General features: G+C 61.9%; 16 protein-coding genes. 5 read left to right on the top strand and 11 right to left on the bottom strand.

Going from position 1 to position 18691, the window contains the following annotated elements:
• Nucleotides 1-119 precede the first annotated feature (119 nt).
• Genes HX807_RS05730 through HX807_RS05745 form a run of 4 tightly spaced genes read left to right on the top strand, consistent with a single transcriptional unit; the run spans nt 120 to nt 3350 of the window.
• Nucleotides 120-935, top strand: a complete 816-nt coding sequence (locus HX807_RS05730; protein ID WP_003211844.1) for a MetQ/NlpA family ABC transporter substrate-binding protein — start codon at nt 120-122, stop codon at nt 933-935.
• Nucleotides 932-2050, top strand: coding sequence for a methionine ABC transporter ATP-binding protein (locus HX807_RS05735; protein WP_003211842.1), 1119 nt, complete (start codon nt 932-934; stop codon nt 2048-2050). Before HX807_RS05730 ends, HX807_RS05735 begins: the two co-directional genes overlap by 4 nt.
• Nucleotides 2040-2684: a methionine ABC transporter permease gene (locus HX807_RS05740; protein ID WP_003211840.1), complete on the top strand. Its 645-nt coding sequence runs from the start codon at nt 2040-2042 to the stop codon at nt 2682-2684. Before HX807_RS05735 ends, HX807_RS05740 begins: the two co-directional genes overlap by 11 nt.
• Before the next feature lie 39 nt (nt 2685-2723).
• Nucleotides 2724-3350: a bifunctional 2-polyprenyl-6-hydroxyphenol methylase/3-demethylubiquinol 3-O-methyltransferase UbiG gene (locus HX807_RS05745; protein WP_008435824.1), complete on the top strand. Its 627-nt coding sequence runs from the start codon at nt 2724-2726 to the stop codon at nt 3348-3350.
• 94 nt (nt 3351-3444) lie between these two features.
• On the opposite strand, the gene HX807_RS05750 is transcribed toward HX807_RS05745, so the two are convergent.
• The 4 genes from HX807_RS05750 to HX807_RS05765 all read right to left on the bottom strand — a co-directional run bounded on the left by HX807_RS05750 (nt 3445) and on the right by HX807_RS05765 (nt 10969).
• Nucleotides 3445-5628 carry a glycoside hydrolase gene (locus HX807_RS05750; RefSeq protein ID WP_177049467.1) on the bottom strand — a complete coding sequence of 728 codons (2184 nt, stop codon included), beginning with the start codon at nt 5626-5628 and terminating at the stop codon, nt 3445-3447.
• 120 nt (nt 5629-5748) lie between these two features.
• Nucleotides 5749-8802, bottom strand: a complete 3054-nt coding sequence (locus tag HX807_RS05755; protein WP_087692737.1) for an efflux RND transporter permease subunit — start codon at nt 8800-8802, stop codon at nt 5749-5751.
• On the bottom strand, nt 8799-9869 hold the full coding sequence (locus HX807_RS05760) for an efflux RND transporter periplasmic adaptor subunit (RefSeq protein ID WP_003211833.1): 1071 nt from the start codon (nt 9867-9869) through the stop codon (nt 8799-8801). Before HX807_RS05760 ends, HX807_RS05755 begins: the two co-directional genes overlap by 4 nt.
• On the bottom strand, nt 9866-10969 hold the full coding sequence (locus HX807_RS05765) for an efflux RND transporter periplasmic adaptor subunit (protein WP_003211832.1): 1104 nt from the start codon (nt 10967-10969) through the stop codon (nt 9866-9868). The genes HX807_RS05760 and HX807_RS05765 overlap by 4 nt, the downstream gene beginning before the upstream one ends.
• A gap of 165 nt (nt 10970-11134) precedes the next feature.
• On the opposite strand from HX807_RS05765, the gene HX807_RS05770 reads away from it, so the two are divergent.
• Nucleotides 11135-12295: an AAA family ATPase gene (locus tag HX807_RS05770; protein WP_102606019.1), complete on the top strand. Its 1161-nt coding sequence runs from the start codon at nt 11135-11137 to the stop codon at nt 12293-12295.
• 134 nt (nt 12296-12429) lie between these two features.
• On the opposite strand, the gene HX807_RS05775 is transcribed toward HX807_RS05770, so the two are convergent.
• From HX807_RS05775 to HX807_RS05805, 7 genes are all read right to left on the bottom strand, one after another.
• Entirely contained in the window at nt 12430-13305 is an 876-nt protein-coding gene (locus HX807_RS05775) for a transporter substrate-binding domain-containing protein (RefSeq protein ID WP_008435828.1), read from the bottom strand.
• On the bottom strand, nt 13302-14078 hold the full coding sequence (locus HX807_RS05780) for an amino acid ABC transporter ATP-binding protein (RefSeq protein WP_003211829.1): 777 nt from the start codon (nt 14076-14078) through the stop codon (nt 13302-13304). The genes HX807_RS05775 and HX807_RS05780 overlap by 4 nt, the downstream gene beginning before the upstream one ends.
• On the bottom strand, nt 14075-14734 hold the full coding sequence (locus HX807_RS05785; RefSeq protein WP_008435829.1) for an amino acid ABC transporter permease: 660 nt from the start codon (nt 14732-14734) through the stop codon (nt 14075-14077). Before HX807_RS05785 ends, HX807_RS05780 begins: the two co-directional genes overlap by 4 nt.
• Nucleotides 14715-15380 carry an amino acid ABC transporter permease gene (locus HX807_RS05790; RefSeq protein WP_003211825.1) on the bottom strand — a complete coding sequence of 222 codons (666 nt, stop codon included), beginning with the start codon at nt 15378-15380 and terminating at the stop codon, nt 14715-14717. Before HX807_RS05790 ends, HX807_RS05785 begins: the two co-directional genes overlap by 20 nt.
• A 561-nt stretch (nt 15381-15941) precedes the next feature.
• A complete protein-coding gene (locus tag HX807_RS05795; protein WP_003211822.1) occupies nt 15942-16724 on the bottom strand; it encodes a MetQ/NlpA family ABC transporter substrate-binding protein in 783 nt (260 codons plus the stop codon).
• 232 nt (nt 16725-16956) lie between these two features.
• On the bottom strand, nt 16957-17877 hold the full coding sequence (locus HX807_RS05800; RefSeq protein WP_003211821.1) for a sigma 54-interacting transcriptional regulator: 921 nt from the start codon (nt 17875-17877) through the stop codon (nt 16957-16959).
• A 48-nt stretch (nt 17878-17925) separates the two neighbouring features.
• On the bottom strand, nt 17926-18507 hold the full coding sequence (locus HX807_RS05805) for an alpha/beta hydrolase (protein WP_003211820.1): 582 nt from the start codon (nt 18505-18507) through the stop codon (nt 17926-17928).
• Nucleotides 18508-18691: the final 184 nt, after the last annotated feature.

The following is an 18691-nucleotide window of genomic DNA, read 5'->3' on the forward strand; positions in this document are numbered from 1 at the left end:
TCGCGAAAGCGCTGTATCAGTCGCCGGATGCATTCACTGACACACCGCTTTCGCGAGCAAGCCCGCTCCCACAGTTGACCGAGTTGTTTGCACTCACACCTTATGACTGGAAATCCACTATGAAAAAAACATTGCTCAGCCACCCAGTCAAAGCACTGGCGCTCGCCCTCGGATTGTTCAGCTCGGCGGTATTCGCCGCTGACGCTCCCTTGAAAGTCGGCACCACCGCCGCCTTCGCCATTCCACTGGAGGCCGCCGTCGAAGAGGCCGGCAAACAGGGTTTGAAAGTCGAACTGGTGGAATTCACCGACTGGATCGCACCCAACGTCAGCCTGGCAGCCGGCGATATCGACGTGAACTACTTCCAGCACATCCCGTTTTTGGAAAACGCCAAGGCCGCTGCAGGCTTTGACCTGGTGCCGTACGCGCCGGGCATCATCAATAACGTCGGGCTGTATTCGAAGAAGTACAAAAGCATCAACGACCTGCCCCAGGGCGCCAGCGTGGCGATTGCCAACGACCCGATCAACAGTGGTCGCGGCCTGCAACTGCTGGCCAAGGCCGGCTTGATCACGCTCAAGCCGGGCGTGGGCTACAAGGCCACTGAAGAAGACATCGTCACCAACCCGAAAAAGATCAAGATCCTGCAAGTGGAGGCGGTGCAACTGGTGCGCGCTTATGACGACGCCGACCTGGTGCAGGGCTACCCGGCGTATATCCGCCTGTCCAAGACCTTCGATGCCGAGTCGGCGCTGCTGTTCGACGGCCTCGACCATCCGGAATACGTGATCCAGTTCGTGGTCCAGCCCAAGAGCAAAACCGACCCGCGGGTGATCAAGTTCGTCGACATCTACCAGCACTCGCCGGTGGTGCGCGCCGCGTTGGATAAATCCCTTGGCAAGCTCTACCAAGTGGGCTGGGAAGATAAAAAATGACCGCCGCCCACTCTCAACTGCGCGACCTGGGCTTGCCGCCCAGGGACGCCGAGCAGACAGAACTGCACCCGGACCTGAACCGCGCGCACGTGCGCTTTATCAACCTGGGCAAGACCTATGACGGCCAATCCGTGCCCGCCCTGCAAGGCATCGACCTGGCGATCCAGCGCGGCGAAGTCTTCGGCATCATCGGCCGCAGCGGCGCCGGCAAGTCGTCGCTGATCCGCACCATCAACCGCCTGGAACAACCGAGCAGCGGCCGGGTGTTGATTGACCAGGTGGACATCGGCGACTTCGACGAAGACCGCCTGGTCGCCCTGCGCCGACGCATCGGCATGATCTTCCAGCACTTCAACCTGATGTCGGCCAAGACCGTGTGGCAGAACGTCGAACTGCCGTTGAAAGTCGCAGGCGTGCCCAAGGAGCAGCGCGAGAAGAAGGTGCGTGAACTGCTGGAATTGGTCGGCTTGCAGGATAAGCACAAGGCTTACCCGGCCCAGCTGTCCGGCGGGCAGAAACAGCGGGTGGGCATCGCCCGCTCACTGGTGCATGACCCACAGATTCTGTTGTGCGACGAAGCCACTTCAGCGCTCGACCCTGAGACCACGCAATCCATCCTCGGTCTGCTGCGGGAGATCAACAAACGCCTGGGCTTGACCATCGTGCTGATCACCCACGAAATGGCCGTGATTCGCGAAATCTGCGACCGCGTGGTGGTGCTGGAACACGGCCATGTGGTCGAGCAAGGTCCGGTGTGGGAAGTGTTCGGCAACCCGCAGCATGAGGTCAGTAAAACCCTGCTGGCGCCGCTGCAACATGGCCTGCCTGAAGAGTTGCAAAGCCGCCTGCAGGCCAATCCGACCTCAAAGGACGCCGCCGTGGTGCTGCGCTTGCAACTGACTGGCAGTGCCGAAGACGAACCCGATCTTGCTGCGTTGTTCAGCGCCCTCGGCGGGCGCGTGCGCTTGCTGCAAGGCGGTGTGGAACGCATCCAGGGCCACGCCTTGGGGCAATTGCTGCTGGCGGTGAGCGGCTCGTCCCTGACCGCCGAAGAACTGCGCAGCCGCGCCGGGCGCTGGGCACAACAGGTGGAGGTGCTGGGCTATGTGGTTTGATCGTTTATTGCAGGGCGCCATCGACACACTGTTGATGGTCGGAGTGTCGTCGTTGATTGCATTGCTGGTGGGGATTCCGCTGGCGGTGTTCCTGGTGACCAGCGACAAGGGCGGCATCTATCAGGCGCCTGCCTTGAATCGGGTGCTGGGGGCGTTCGTTAACCTGTTCCGCTCGATCCCGTTTTTGATTTTGATGGTGGCGCTGATTCCGTTCACCCGGTTGATCGTCGGCACCACCTATGGCGTGTGGGCGGCGGTGGTGCCGTTGACCATCGCGGCCACGCCGTTCTTTGCGCGGATCGCCGAAGTCAGCTTGCGCGAAGTCGACCACGGCTTGATCGAGGCGGCGCAGGCCATGGGTTGCCGGCGCTGGCATATCGTCTGGCATGTGCTGCTGCCGGAGGCGCTGCCGGGGATTGTCGGCGGGTTCACGATTACCCTGGTGACGATGATCAACTCCTCGGCCATGGCCGGGGCAATTGGCGCCGGTGGGCTGGGGGATATTGCCTATCGCTATGGCTATCAGCGTTTTGACACGCAGATCATGCTCACCGTGATTGTGCTGCTGGTGATCCTGGTAGCCGTGATTCAGTTGGGCGGCGATCGGTTGGCCAGGGTTCTGAACAAGAGGTGAGGTATAGTCGGGCCATCTCAGCGCCCGGTATAACCTGCCATGAAACTCGCCCCCGACGACCTCGACCAGATCACCTCCACCACCCTTGGCCACTACAACAAAGTGGCCGAGGATTTTCGTGAAGGCACCCGCGATCACGATGTGAGCCAGAACATTGATGCGTTGCTGCGGCATATCCAGGGCGACGCACCGTTTACCGTGCTGGATTTCGGCTGCGGGCCGGGGCGGGATTTGCAGACGTTTACCCGCATGGGCCACATCGCGGTGGGGCTCGATGGTTCGGAGCGCTTTGCACAGATGGCCCGGGAAGACAGCGGCTGTGAAGTGCTGCAACAGGACTTCCTGAAGCTGGATTTGCCGGCCGGCCGTTTCGACGGGATCTTCGCCAATGCGGTGCTGTTTCATATTCCCAAGCAGGAACTGCCGCGCATTCTTGGGCAGTTGCATGGGGCGTTGAAGGTCGGTGGAGTGTTGTTCAGCTCAAACCCTCGGGGTGAAAACCAGGAGGGCTGGAATGGGCCGCGGTATGGCTCGTATCACGACTTGCAGGCCTGGCAGGAATTGCTGACGGCTGCGGGGTTTATGGAGTTGGAGCATTACTACCGGCCAGCGGGATTGCCTCGGGAACAACAGCCGTGGCTGGCAAGTGTGTGGCGCAAGCTGTAGGTCTTTGTTGTTTGGGCTTACGCCTTCGCGAGCAAGCCCGCTCCCACATTTTGGAATGCATTTCCCTGTGGGAGCGGGCTTGCTCGCGAAGGACTCACAGCCGCCACTCATCCACCTGATACACCACAGCCTGCGCGCCAGGCACAAAAGCCGTAATACGCCCCTCAGCAAAATTCGCCACCAACCGCGTCCCATCGGCAAACGTGGTCTGCTGCACCTGTTTATCTTCCGTCAGCCAGCGAAAATCGGTCATGGCCTGAGTCGCCAAGCGCTCATGCAGCGGCCGGAAGAACGCGTCCTGGCGCTGAATCACCGGCAAGCGCTGCTTCACCGTCGCCGCACTCAGGTGATACAGCGGCGGCACGTTGTAGAGCAGTTGCGTCAGCTCGCTTTCGGCCCGCACGTTGCTCAGTTTCAGGCTGTCGAACAGCCAATGGTGGGTGGTGATCACCGAGCCATGGAACACTGCCTGATACAGCGGCAGGCGCATCGTCGGGTCAAAGTAGACCGTGCGAAACGGCTCTTTCAACGGCACCGACTTGAAGAACACCGCCGGCTGTTCCGGCGGGTACCAAGCCCCGACGTAATACGGCGACTGCTTGTCCTTGGTCATCTCACGATCACCCCAGCCCAGCACCGGCGTTTGCATGCCGTGGGCAAACAGGATGCCTCGGGCGGTGATCGCGTTGCCGTCCTCGGAACCTGCCGGCAACTTCAGCGCCGTATTGATCCAGCGGGCCGCATCGATATTGCCTTCGGCATTTTGTGCCTGGGTCATGCTCGCACCCGTGCGATAGCTGTCGAACAACATACTGGTGGCATAGGCGTCGAGGAACCAGGCGTTGAACCCGGACTTGGCCTGCACCGCCTTGATCCGCGCCTCCAGCAACGGCCGCACGCAGCGCGGGTCGGTGTAGTGGCCGGACTTCTGGAAGCCTGTCTTGAGCTGGCCGCCCTTCAACACGATCGCGCACTCGCCATAGGCCTTGCTGCCCAGGTGCGCGGTGGTCCAGTCGGGATTTTCAGTGGCCGACAGTGCCGTTTCATAAGAGTCGTAGGGCGCCATCAGGTAACCGGCGTCGACCCCGGTCTTCACCGCCTCAGGATGCCAGAGCCCGCCTTCCCAGCCTTCGCCCTGGGTCACCAGCAGGCGCTTGAGACCGGCGCCTTTCAGCGCGTTGGTGACGGACAAGGTGTTGCCCCAAGTCTCAGGCGTGGCGCTCAAGGCACCGGCAAAAGCCACGGCCAACTCGCGACGCAGCGCACCATAGCCATCAGCGAGTTGGGTCATATTCGGCTCGGTGGAGGGCTGCCAGCTTTGCCGGGCCTTTGTGTTGATCGCCGCGTTCAGGCCGCGCAGCAGGACAGCCTGCTCATACGGTTGCTTGACCTGCCGAACCTGCGCAGCCTCTTTGTCCAGCAAGCCATTCAATTCAGCCGCCAAGCCTTTGCCGCTGCGTAGCAGCTTGAGCAGTTGCGGCCAGTCGCGCACATCCCCCGGAGCCAGCAGATCATTGCCCCACAGGTAGATATGGCTGGCGCCCAGCAGCTTTTCCGCTTCCGGGGTTTGCCGCAACTTGTCCGCCAACGGTTCAAACAGCCCCTGCTCCACCAGCCACTGGTGATAACGCTTGGCGCCGGCCAGCGGGTCGCTTTCGCCCAGGTGCAACAGAACGGTCATCGGTGCCGCGGGGTCCAGCGTGGTGAATTCATGGAAGGCGGACAACGCCAGTCCTTTGCCGTCGGCCTGCCAGTGCAGACGGTTGTTGTAAGGATTGGTCATCAGCCAGTTGAGGGTAAACGCGCCGTGATCCACGCCCCACAGCGGCAAGCTGAGGTCCTGGGTGGTGTTGACGTCGCCCTGTTCCAGCAGGAAGTCCTGCCACACACCATTGCCCGCCGGCACGTAATGCCCTTCGGCCAGGGGCCAGATCAGGCCCTTGCCCATGGCGCTGGCGGGTTGGCGCAGGATCGCCAACTCACCGGCATCACGGGCGGTAATCGTCAGGGCAAGATCCCGTTGCTCGAGGGTGGCGCTCAGGCGATAGGCGCCATCGTCCCATTGCCAACTGGCCTGACGGGTGCTTTGGGAGAGCTGGTTGACCCTATGCGCAGGGCCTCCGCTTGAAGCCTGCACGGCGGTCTTGTCGCTGGGGATAACGTGGATCGCAAGGGTCGCCGGGTCGATCTCAACCCGCCACAGGGCGTTCTCCAGCACCGTGCCGGCAAGGGCCACGGGCGACAGTAACAAGCTACAAACCAGCAGGAAACAACGCATGGGGCAGGCCTTGGCAAAGGATCAGGCCCGGAGGGTAAAACAATTGATCGGGTGCGAAGGGCAAAAAAATGTTTCAGGGAACATTCCCACGTCCGTGTAGGAATGTCACCGCTGTGGCTGTCAGGCTTGTTCTTTCTTCGGCTCGCGAATCTTGTACCAGGCCACATACAGCGCCGGCAGGAACAGCAGCGTGAGCAAGGTGGCGATGATGATCCCGCCGATCATCGCGTAGGCCATCGGGCCCCAGAACACTTCACGGGCGATAGGGATCATGCCCAGGCTGGCCGCTGCTGCGGTCAGCAGGATCGGCCGGCGCCGGTGTTCGGTAGCTTCCACCACCGCGTCCCACGGCGTGTAGCCGTCGCGCTCGTAGGCGTCGATCTGCGTCACCAGGATCACCGAGTTACGGATGATGATGCCGATCAGCGCAAGGATCCCGAGAATCGCCACAAAGCCCATGGGCGTGCCCGTGGGAATCAGCGCCAACACCACGCCAATCAGCCCCAGCGGCGCCACGCTGGCCACCAGGAACATCTTCTGCACGCTGTGCAGCTGGATCATCAGGAAGGTCGCCATCAGAAACAGCATCAACGGCACTACCTTGGCAATCGGGCCCTGGGCCTTGCCGCTTTCTTCCACGGTGCCGCCGGTGGCGACCTTGTAGCCCACCGGCAACCCAGCACTGAACTTGTCGATGTCCGGCTTGAGCTGTTTCACCAGGTCGGTCGGCTGCATGTCGTCGCGCACCGCCGCCTTGATGGTGATGGTCGGCTTGCGGTCGCGACGCCACACCAACGGCTGTTCCAGCTCATAACGCACGGTGGCGAACGCCAGCAGCGGAATCGAGGTGCCGTTGGGCGTGACGATCTGCAGGTTCTGCAAGGTTTCCGGCGTACCGCGTTCGGCATCTTCGGCGCGGCCGACCACGTTGATCAGGTAGATATCGTCATGCACCTGGGTCACCGACGCACCGCTGACCACGCTGTTCATCAACTGCGCCACGTCTTCCGACGACAGCCCCAGTTGCCGCGCCTTGTCCTGGGCGATGTCCACCCGCAGGACTTTGCCCGGCTCGTTCCAGTCGTAGATGATCTCGCCCATGTGGGTGTTTTTATCGAGCATGGTCGCCAGCTCGATCGCGTGTTTGCGCACCTGGTCGATGTCCTTGCCAGACACCCGGTACTGGATCGGACGCCCCACCGGCGGGCCCATTTCCAGTGGCTGCACGAAGCTGCCCACGCCGACAAAATCTTCCCGCAGGCGTTTTTGCAGGCGCGCAATCAAGGCGCCGCGCTCTTCCAGGCCCTTGCTGACAATCACCAGTTGCGCGTAGTACGGGTTCTCCAGTTGCTGGTCCAGCGGCAGGTAGAAACGGATCGCGCCCTGGCCGATATAGGTGCTCCAGCGGGCGATGTCCGGGTCGTCCTTGATGATCGCCTCAAGACGGTCGACGGCCTTGCGGGTCTCGTTGATCGAGGCGTTTTGCGGCAGGTTGAGGTCGACGAGAATTTCCGGACGGTCCGAGGACGGGAAAAACTGGTTCTGCACAAACTGCATGGAAAACACCGACGCTACAAACAGCAGCACGGTAATGCCAATGGCCCACCAGCGGTTACGCATCGCCCACAGCATGCCGCCATTGAACGCCCGGCCCACACGGCCCGGCTCGGCATTGTGGGGTTTTACCTTGCTGCTGAGGATATGCACCCCGAGCACCGGCGCGAACAATACCGCGACCACCCACGACACCAGCATTGCCACGGCAATCACCGCGAACAGCGTGAAGGTGTACTCCCCCGCCGAACTGGCGTTGAGGCCAATCGGCACAAACCCGGCGACGGTCACCAGCGTGCCGGTCAACATCGGGAACGCGGTGGAGGTGTAGGCGAACGTCGCCGCCTGCTCCTTGGTCTCGCCTTTTTCCAGGCGCGTGATCATCATCTCTACGGTGATCATCGCGTCGTCCACCAACAGGCCGAGGGCAATGATCAACGCGCCCAGCGACACCCGCTGCATGGTGATGCCGCTGTATTCCATGAACACGAACACCAGCGCCAGCACCAGCGGGATCGAGCACGCCACCACCAACCCGGCACGCACGCCGAGGCTGATAAAGCTCACCACCAGCACGATGATCACCGCCTCAAACAACGCGCTGGTAAAGCCGCCGACGGCCTCCTCCACCACTTCGGCCTGGTCGGAAACCTTGTGCACGCCCACACCCACCGGCAGGTCGGCGGTCAGGTCGTCCATGCGTTTGTGCAGGGCCTTGCCGAAGTCCTGGATGTTGCCGCCCTTCTGCATGGCGATGGCCAAGCCGATGGCGGGCTTGCCGTTGAAGCGGAACATCGGCGTCGACGGGTCGACATAGCCACGGGTGATTTCCGCCACGTCGGCCAGCCGATAGAAACGGTCATTGAGCCGCAGGTTGACGTTGGCCAGGTCCTTCTCCGAGGCGAACTGCCCGGAGGTGCGCACCGAAATCCGCTCCGGCCCGGCCTCGATCACCCCAGCGGGGGTCACGGCGTTCTGCGATTGCAGGCTCTGCACCACCTGGCGCTGATCGATCCCCAGCGCTGCGAGTTTGCGAGTGGAGAAATTCAGGTAAATCACTTCGTCCTGCTGGCCGATCATCTCGACCTTGCCCAGCCCCGGTACCGAACGAATTTCGGCGCGCACTTGCTCCACGTAATCGCGCAGCTGGCGCATCGACAGGCCGTCGGCGGTAAACGCGTACACCGAGCCGAACACATCCCCGAACTCGTCGTTGAACGCCGGCCCCTGCAAGCCTTGGGGGAAGCTGCCGCGAATATCGTCGATCTTCTTGCGGACCTGGTACCAGATCTGCGGGATGTCCTTGGCGCTGGTGGTGTCCCGCAGGAACACGAACACCGTGGACTCGCCGGGCCGGGTGTAGCTCTTCACGTAGTCGAGGGAGTCCAGCTCTTCGAGTTTTTTCTCGATGCGGTCGGTGACCTGCTTCAGGGTCTCTTCCTGGGTCGCACCCGGCCAGCGGGTCTGGATCACCATGGTCTTGATGGTGAACGACGGGTCTTCCTCGCGACCGAGGTTCATGTACGAGAACACGCCCATCAGCAGCGCGACGAACATCAGGTACCAGACGAAGGACTGATGCTTGAGGGCCCAGTCGGATAAGTTGAAGCTCCCTTTCATCGCGGGCTGTCCTCGTCGATTTTGACTTTTTGCCCGGGCTTCAGGCTGTTCACGCCGGCACTCACCACCCGCTCGCCGGGTTTGACGCCGGCGTTGAGCAAGGCGCTGTCGGCGTCACGGCTGACGATGCTGACGTCACGGGGCTGTACGGTCTGGCTTTGGGTGTCGATGACCCAGATGCGGGTCTTGCCGTCGGCTTCCTGCAAGGCGCTGAGGGGCAGTTCGATACGCGGCGCGATGGCTGAACTCAGGGTCACGCTGATGGCGGTGCCAAGGCGGAACGCGGGCGGTGTTTCCGCCAGGGTCAGGCGGGCGCGACGGGTGCGCGTGGCGCTTTGGGCCTGGGGTTCGATCTCGCGCACGGTGGCGGTGGTGCTGACCGTGGGGTCCATCTGCCCGGCGACCAGGAACACCACATCCGGCGGCAGGCGTTCGGCGAGGCCGGCGGGCAAGTCGATGACGGCTTCCTTGATGTCCGGTCGTGCCAGGGTCACCACTTGCTGCCCGGCGCTGACCACCTGGCCGGCCTCGGCATTCCAGGCGGTGACGATGCCTGCATGGTCGGTGCGCAGTTCGGCGTAGTTGAGCTGGTCCTTGGCCTGGTTGACCGAGGCCCTGGCCTGATCCAGGGAAGCCTGGGTGGTTTTCAAGTCGGTCTGGGCGATGTCCAGTTGGGCCTGGGCGCCGACGCCACGGTTGAACAATTCCTGCTGGCGACGCGCATTGGCCTGGGCGTTGATCCACTGTGCCTGGACCCGGGCCAGGTCGCCCTGGGCGGCGCGCAACTGGTTCTGTTGATCGGTGGGGTCGAGCACGGCGAGCAACGCGCCCTGCTGCACTTCAGCGCCCACGTCGACCGCGCGCCGGGCGATACGGCCCGGCACACGGAAACCGAGATTGCTTTCGTAGCGGGCCTGGATCGTGCCGGCGAAGCGGCCGAGGTTTTCCTGGTCCTCGGCTTTCACTTCAATCGACAGCACCGGGCGCACCGGTTCCGGTGCCGGTTCTTCCTTGGAACACGCCATCAACAGCAGGCTGGCGGCGAGCACACACGTCAACTGCTTCATGGCTGCACTCCCTGGGCCTGGGCCTGATCCGGCGGCTGGGCGATTTCCACGATCATGCCGGGATGCAGCAGTTGCCCGCCGGCCACCACGACTTTTTCGCCGCCCTTGAGGCCGTCGCTGATGATCACCTTGCCGGTCAGGTAACGCGCGACCGTGACCTTGTGCAGTTGCGCCTTGCCGTCGTCGTCCACCAGCCAGACAGCCGGCGCGCTGATGTCTTTGGTCAAGGCTGCCCACGGCAATTCGATGCTGGCCTTGGCCGGCCCGTTGGCCGTGGCGCTGACCACCGAGCCCAGTTGCATGCCCTTGGGCAGCGCGTCGAGGGCGATTTTGACTTGCACCGTGCCGGTATTGGCGGCAACGGCCGGGGTGACTTCGCGCACCTTGCCCACGGCGGTGATCTGCGGATTTTCCAGCAGGCTGACGGTAATCGGCTTGTCCGGCGGCGGCTCCACCAGCAGCGATTCATAGACGTTGAACACCGCGTCGCGCTCGCCATCCCGGGCCAGGCTGAAAATCGGCACGGTGGCCTGCACCACCTGGCCCACCTCGGCCTGGCGGGCGGTGATGATGCCCGGCGCGTCGGCGACCAGCGAGGTGTAGCCCAACTGCTCGCGCGCATTGGCCAACTGCGCCTGGGCGGCGGTCAGCGCGCTCTGGCTGCTGCGCAACGCGGCCTGGGCGGAGTCGTATTCGCTGCGGCTGGTGTAGCCCTTGGGCAAGAGTTTTTCCTGGCGCACAAACGCGGCGGCGGTCTGTTTGACCCGCGCCTGCTCGGCGACCACCTGGGCCTGGGCGGAGTCGACATTGGTCTGCAAATCTTTCGGATCGAGCTTGGCCAGCACCTGCTTGGCGCTGACGCGGTCGCCGACATCCACCATGCGCTGGATGATCTTGCCGCCGACGCGGAACGACAGATCGGTCTGCACCCGGGCCTGGATATCGCCGGTCAAGGTCACGGCGGCGGCAAAGTCGGTGGACTTCACCGTCTGCACAAACACCCGGGAATGTTCCTTGGGTTCGGCTTTTTCCTGGCCGCAACCGCTCAGCAGCGCCAGCAAGCCAAGGCCGAGGATAAATGTGAGTTTGGGACCGCCCATGCAGGCTCCTTGCTTGATTGACGCGTCGGTGATTATGCGACTGTTAGCGTAGTTCAGGGTTCCGCGTCGTAGGCATTGACTTACAGGAAATCAGGACGCCCGCGACACATCTCCGCCAGCCGACGCAGGTAACATGCGGATCCACATAATCGCGAACATCCTCTCATGCTCAAAACCCTCGCGGTGGCCAATTACCGCTCGATCAACAAATTGGTGGTGCCGCTGGATCGGTTGAACCTGATCACCGGTCCCAATGGCAGCGGCAAGTCCAACCTGTACCGCGCCCTGCGGCTACTGGCGGAGACGGCCCAGGGCGGCGTGATCAACGCACTGGCCCGTGAAGGCGGGCTGGATTCGACCTTCTGGGCCGGGCCGGAAAGCATCAGCCGGCGCATGCTCAGTGGTGAAGTGGCGGTGGAGCCCATCGTGCGCCAGGGCGCCAAGCGCCTGCGCCTGGGGTTTGCCGCAGAGGATTTCAGCTATGCGATTTCCCTGGGGTTGCCCGAGAAAACCTTGTCCTATTTTTCCCTGGACCCGGAGATCAAGAAAGAATGCATCTGGGCCGGGCATGTATTTCGCCCGGCGAGCCTGCTGGTGCAGCGCTCCGGCCCGATGGTACGTGCCCGCGATGGCCGAGCCTGGGATGTACTGGCCCAGCACACGCCGAACTACCACAGCCTGTTCGATCAGGTCGGCAGCCTGCGGGGTTCGCCGGAGGTATTGCTGCTGCGCGAAAGCATTCGCGGCTGGCGCTTTTATGATCATTTTCGCAGCGACGTCGACGCCCCGGTGCGCCAGCCGCAACTGGGCACGCGTACGCCGGTGCTGCATCACGATGGTCGCGATTTGGCAGCGGCGTTGCAGACCATCCGCGAGATCGGCGACCCGGACGCCTTGCAGCGGGCGATCAGCGATGCGTTTCCCGGCGCGCGGTTGAATATCGAGCCATTGCAGGGCGGCCGTTTTGCCATCGAGTTTTATCAGGAAGGGTTGCTGCGGCCGTTATCGGCGGCGGAGCTGTCGGACGGGACCTTGCGCTACTTGCTGCTGGTGGCGGCGCTGCTGACGCCGAGGCCACCGACGATGATGGTATTGAACGAACCGGAAACCAGCTTGCACCCGGATCTTTTGCCGGCGTTGGCGCGGCTGATCATCCAGGTGTCGCAGCAGTGTCAGGTGTGGGTGGTGTCCCATGCCAGCCGCTTGATTGCGGCGTTGCAGCAGGATGAAGGGTGTAATTCGATCGTGCTGGAGAAGGTGATGGGGCAGACGCAGGTGGTGGGGCAGCGGGTGCTGGATGAGCCGGCGTGGCATTGGCCCAGTTAGGCGGCGCCTGTGAGGGCCTCTTCGCGAGCAAGCCCGCTCCCACATTTGTCCGCATTCCAAAGGTGGAACTCGGTCGAATGTGGGAGCGGGCTTGCTCGCGAAGACGGTAGATCAGTCACCCAACAGCTAACTGATCAACCCTGCCACTTCCCGCCTTCAACAATCACGCTTTCCGGCTTGGTGTCATCGCTCAGTTCCTTGCGAACATACTGGTCATACAGCTTGAGCAGATACTTCTCTTCGCCCAACTTCGCCAGCTCGGCATTCACCCAATCCCGCAATTCGATGTTGCCCTTCTTCACCGCCGGCGCAATCGGCGCTTCATCCCCCAGTTTCTGCTCCAGCACGCGATAGCCCGGGTTCTGCTTGGCCCAGCTGAACAGCACCAGGTTGTCCTGGGCATAGGCATCACCACGGCCCGCCGACAACGCTTGCAGCGACTCGGAATTTTTCTCGAACTTCAGCAGTTTCCAGTCCGGGTGGTTCTTGGTCAGCCAGATATCCGCGGTAGTGCCGGTGGTGACGATGGTGGTGCGGGTCGCCAGGTCGTCCAGGCTCTTCACCGAGCTGTCCTGCGGCACCAGGGCCTGCACCGCGACTTTCAGGTTCGGGTTGGTGAAGTCCACCGCTTCCTTGCGCTCCGGCGTCACCGTCATGTTGGCGAGGATCAGGTCGACCTTGTCGCTTTGCAGGAACGGAATGCGGCTCGCCGGCTCTACGGCGACGAATTCAACCTTGTTCTCGTCGCCCAGCAGGTCCTTGGCGAAACGGCGGCCGATGTCGGTATCGAAGCCGACATAACGGCCGGACTCATCCACGAAACCAAACGGCGGCTTGTCGGTGAATACGCCGACGATCAGCTTGTCCCGCGCCTTGATCTTGTCGATGTAGCTCACCGCAGCGGGTGCCGGGGTGGCAGCGGCAGCCGTCTTGGCGGGCTCTTCGGATTTATTGCAGCCGGCCAGCAAAGCGAGGCCGAACAAGGGGAATAACAACTTGGCAGTTTTCATGACAGCTCCAGTTCCTTGGTTCTTTTGGGCAGTGTTGAAACGAAGGAGAACTTCTCCAGGAACTGCTGCGCGCGTGCGGTTTGCGGGTTCGTAAAGAATGCCTCGGGGGTGTTTTGTTCGAGGATGCGGCCGGCCTCCATGAACACCACGCGGTCGGCGACGGCGCGGGCGAAGGCCATTTCATGGGTGACGATCAGCAGCGTCATGCCGTCCCGGGCCAGGCCCTGGATCACTTCCAGTACTTCCTTGACCATCTCCGGGTCGAGGGCGGCGGTGACTTCGTCAAACAGCATGACCTGCGGGTTCATGCACAACGAGCGGACGATGGCGATGCGTTGCTGCTGGCCGCCCGACAGCTGGCGCGGGTAGGCGTCGCGTTTGTCGGAGAGGCCCACCCGTTCCAGCAGTTTTTCAGCCTGGGCCCGGGCTTCGCGGGGCTCGCGTTTTTGCACTTTCAGCGGGCCGAGCAGGAGGTTGTCGAGCACGCTCATGTGCGGGAACAGGTGATAACTCTGGAACACCATGCCCACGTCCTGGCGCACCTGGCGCCAGTCGGTGGCCTTGTCCAGCAGCTCCTTGCCGGCAAAACGCAGGCTGCCGCTGTGGGCCACTTCCAGGCCATTGAGGCACCGCAGCAAGGTGCTTTTGCCGCAACCGCTGGGGCCGAGGATCACCACCACTTCGCCGCTTTGCACACTCAGGTCGATGCCGTCGAGCACCTGCTGGTCGCCGAAAAACTTGTTGAAACCCTGGAACTCGATCAATGCGCTCATGCTTGGGCCCAGCGCCGTTCCAGCACCTTGGAGGCGGCCGACAACGGGTAGCAGATAAAGAAGAAAAACAGGAACAGCGCGCCGTAGATCAATACCGACTCGTAGGTGCGCTCGATGATTTGCTGGCCGACCTTGATCACGTCCACCACACCGATCAGCACCGCCAGGGAGCTGGTCTTGATGATGCGGGTGTAGACGTTGATGGTCGGCGGGGTCATGCGTTTCAGGGCCTGGGGCAACAGCACGTAGCCGTACAGTTGCGGGTCCGACAGGCCAATCGACAGGCCGGCTTCACGCTGGCCTCGGGGCAACGAATGCAACGCACCGCGCACCACTTCGCCGACTTCACTGGCACCCCACAGCGACAACACCAGCACGGCGCACCAGAAGCTCGGAATGCTCAGGCCAAAGAAAATCGGCAGGCCGAAGAACAGCAAGTACAACCACACCAACACCGGAATGGCGCGGAACAGCTCCAGGTAAATCCGCAGCACCAGGTTGATCGCTTTCGAATTCAACGTGCGCAGCACGCCATACACCACGCCGCCGACGGTGCTGAAGGCGATGCTCAAGAACGAGATCGAAAGGGTTTGCGCCGCGCCCTTGCCCAGTTGCGGCAAGGACACCCAGAGTAATTCAAGACCCGAACTGGCCATGCTGGAGCCTCCTTTCAAGGCGGCTGAGCAGCAGCGACAGCGGCAGGAATAACAGCACGCAGATCAACGTGAGCACCGCGAGCATTTCGTAGGTTTTGTAGTAGAGGGCGATATAGCTTTTGGTGGTGTAGAGAATCTCCGGCACCGCCACCGCCGACACGATCGTGGTTTCCTTGAGCAGGAAAATAAAGTTCGCAAACAGCGCCGGCAGGCTGAGGATCCCGGCCTGGGGCAGGATCACATGGCGCAGCAGTTGCCAGTGGGACAGCCCGATGGACTTGCCCGATTCGATCTGTGCCAGCGGCACCGCCTCGACACCGGCGCGCAGCACTTCCGTGAGGTAGGCGCCGCCGAGAAAGGTCATGGTGATGATCGCCGCCCAGAACCCGGAGATATTCAGCCCCAGGGCCGGCAACGCGAAGTAGACGAAAAACAGTTGGATCAGCAGCGGTGTGTTGCGCGCCAACTCCACGTACAGCGCCACCAGGCGCCACACGTAGGGCGTGCGAAACACCAGCAGCGCGGCGTTGATCAAGGCCACCAGCATGGAGGTGCCAATGGCGATCAGGCCGACTTGCAGGGTAACGCCCACGGCCTTGAGAAACGCTGGCAGCGTGCTGAGGATAAATGCGTAATCGAAGGTCATCTGAAATCCCTGACGCCGCAGGGGTAAAGCGGCGTTGGTGCGGTCCGGTCCAGCGTGGGTAACGCCGGGTAGCGCCGACTTTAAAGGTATAAAAAGCAAAATTTAAATACCGAAATAGCATATTGATATCACCCAAATAGATAACCTGCGGATTCGCGGTGCAGATGGATGACAGCTACTGTTCCCGGGGAAGTAGGAAGGGTCTTTTTATCGGAGCTGCACTTCAGGGATAGGCAGCGCGTGGCCAGACTGACGGCCAACCAACAGGCGAGGGAATGAGCGATGAACGAGGCAAAACCGATTGATCCGCAGGAACTGGTGAAGTGGCTGGTGGCGCTACGCAGGGCCATCAATAGCCGGAATCTCTGAGCAGACACAGTCCCAAAAAGTGGGAGCGGGCTTGCTCGCGAATGCGGTGTATCAGTCAGCAGATGTGTTGGCTGACCCACCGCATTCGCGAGCAAGCCCGCTCCCACATTTCGATTGTGTTCCAGCCATAAAAAACGCCGACGCTGTAGAAGCCGTCGGCGTTTAAACCTTGAAGGAGGTTTTTGGGTTCGATCAGAACGCCGGCACGACCGCGCCGTTGTATTTCTTCTCGATGAAAGCTTTCACTTCAGGGCTGGTCAGGGCTTTGGCCAGCTTCTGGATCGCGTCGCTGTCCTTGTTGTCCGGGCGGGCAACCAGGAAGTTCACGTACGGCGACTTGGCGTCTTCGATGATCAACGCGTCCTTGGCCGGGTTCAGGCCGGCTTCCAGGGCGTAGTTGGTGTTGATCAGGTCCAGGTCAACCTGGTCCAGGACGCGTGGCAGCAGCGCCGATTCCAGCTCTTTGAATTTCAGGTGTTTCGGGTTGCTGGCGATGTCTTTCGGCGTGGCCAGGGCGTTGGTCGGGTCTTTCAGAGTGATCACGCCAGCCTTTTGCAGCAGCAGCAGGGCACGGCCGGAGTTGCTGCCTTCGTTCGGGATGGCCACGGTGGCGCCATCTTTGAGCTCAGAGATGTTTTTGATTTTTTTCGAGTAGCCGCCGAAGGGTTCAACGTGCACACCGACCACGGTGACCAGGTTGGTGCCTTTACCCTTGTTGAAGTTTTCCAGGTACGGCAGGGTCTGGAAGTAGTTGGCGTCCAGACGCTTCTCGGCCACCTGTACGTTCGGTTGTACGTAGTCGGTGAAGACTTTGATTTCCAGGTCCACGCCTTCTTTGGCCAGGGTCGGCTTGACCAGCTCAAGGATCTCGGCGTGCGGGATCGGGGTAGCGGCTACCACCAGTTTCTCGTTGGCCTGGGCGAAGCTTGCAGTCAGGGCAGCCGCCAGTGCGGTAAACAACAGAACCTTTTTCATGCAGTGTCCTTATCGAAAATCCGGGTCGTCTGGGACGGCCGCTTTTTTAGTGGATGCCAGCGAAGTGCTATCGCGGCGTGGAGCGGACAATACCGAGGTTTTTTATTCCAGAACAATACTTTTTATTCACTTTGATATTCCATTTTGTTCATGCAGGAGCCCGTCTTGCCGGCGATGGCGGTCTTGAGCCTTGCGATGCTCCTGAGGACGCCATCGCCGGCAAGCAGGGCCCCTACAAAACAGCGTGTTCTTTCAGATAGCTTTTCAGGGCTTCAACCTCGGCGGCGCTGGCGTGGCCAAGAATTCGCCGCACCTGCTCCACAGGCGAACCCGCCACGGGCAGGTTCAAATGCTCAGGCAGAATCTCGTCGCCACTGCTGACCAGCAAGGCAAAGTGAATCACGTTCTCCAACTCCCGGGTGTTGCCCGGCCAGCTGTGATGCTCCAGCACGCGCTGGGCTTCGTCGCTGATCAGCGGCACCGGCAGGTCGAGGCGCTGGCTGTAGATGCCGAGGAAATATTCGGCCAGTGACAGGATGTCGCCCACCCGCTCGCGCAGTGCGGGCAGCTCCAGTTGGCCTTCGCTGAGGTAATGGAACAGGCGCTCATGAAACTTGCCGGCCGCCACGGCCTGGGCGAGATCGATGCTGGTGGCCGCCACCAGCCGCACATCCACCGGGCTTGGCTGATGGGCGCCGACGCGAGTGACTTCGTGGTTTTCCAGCGCCGCCAGCAGCTTGACCTGGATTGGCAGCGGCAAGTCGCCGATTTCATCCAGGTACAACGTGCCGCCGTTGGCCGAGCCAAACCAGCCGGCGCGGCTGCTGGCTGCGCCGCTGTGGCTGCCTGCGGCGTAGCCGAACAGTTCGGCGTCGGCGTATGTCGGGCTGATGGCGCCGCAATTCACCGAGACAAACAGGCCGGTGCGGTCGCTGCCACGGTGGATATGCCGGGCGAGCAACTCCTTGCCGCTGCCGGTTTCGCCGCGTATCAACACGGGCAAGGCGCGGGGGGCAAGGTTTTCGAGGTCTTCGCGCAGTTGCCGCGAACGCGGGTCGACAAACACCAGCGCCTTGGCACGAATGCTCAGGGGGCTTTTTTCGGCGTCGGGGAAGGTCAGCAGGGGCTGACCGAAGGTTTCATGCAGGCTCATGGCAGGCTCCCGCCCCATCCACGAAGGGGAAGGGGCGTTTAAAAAATTTTATGCACGGCGCCGGGAGTGATGTTCCAGGCGATTTTGCAGGCGATAGAGGTAGGCGAAACCCTGTTCCCAGCGTTGATGGCCGGACTTCACGTTGATGTGCCCGGCGCCCGCGAGAATTCCCGCTTCGGCGCCCCAGTTACGTGCCAGTTCCAGGGCGCGGGTGGCGCTGACGGCGCTGTCGTTGTCGGAGCTGACGACCTGGCTTGGGAAGGGCAACAGGTGGCTGGGGATTGGCGCAAAGTTACGCAGGGCGGGTGCGCAGGCAGGGCGTTCGACATCGGCCGGGGCCACCAGCAGGGCGCCGCGTACCTGACGCAGGAATTGCACCGGTGCGGTGGCCGCCCAATGGGCGACGGTGATGCAGCCCAGGCTGTGGGCGATCAGAATCACCGGGGTGCTGTCGGCGGCGATGGCTTCGGCCAGGGCGGCCACCCAGTCTTCGCGGCGTGGGGTGAGCCAGTCGGCCTGCTCCACGCGCGCGCTGTTGGGCAGGCTGTTCTGCCAATGACTTTGCCAATGATCTTCTGGCGATCCTTGCCAGCCCGGCACGATCAGATAACGAATCGACTCGCTGTGCATGGGTGTGCCCTCCTGCAGCGTTTAACGTTGTGGGTCAGTATAGGCACGGGGTATATATTCGTTAAGGAATAAGAAGCTATTTATTAATAACCAAAATGTTTGTTGAGAGTGATGGGGGGTTTAGGGGGATGGGGGTACATATCCGTTTCTTCGGTTATGGCCGCTATTGGTTCCGCTCTTACAG

Origin of the sequence: Pseudomonas sp. D8002 (assembly GCF_013385695.1) — a bacterium.
GTDB lineage: Bacteria > Pseudomonadota > Gammaproteobacteria > Pseudomonadales > Pseudomonadaceae > Aquipseudomonas.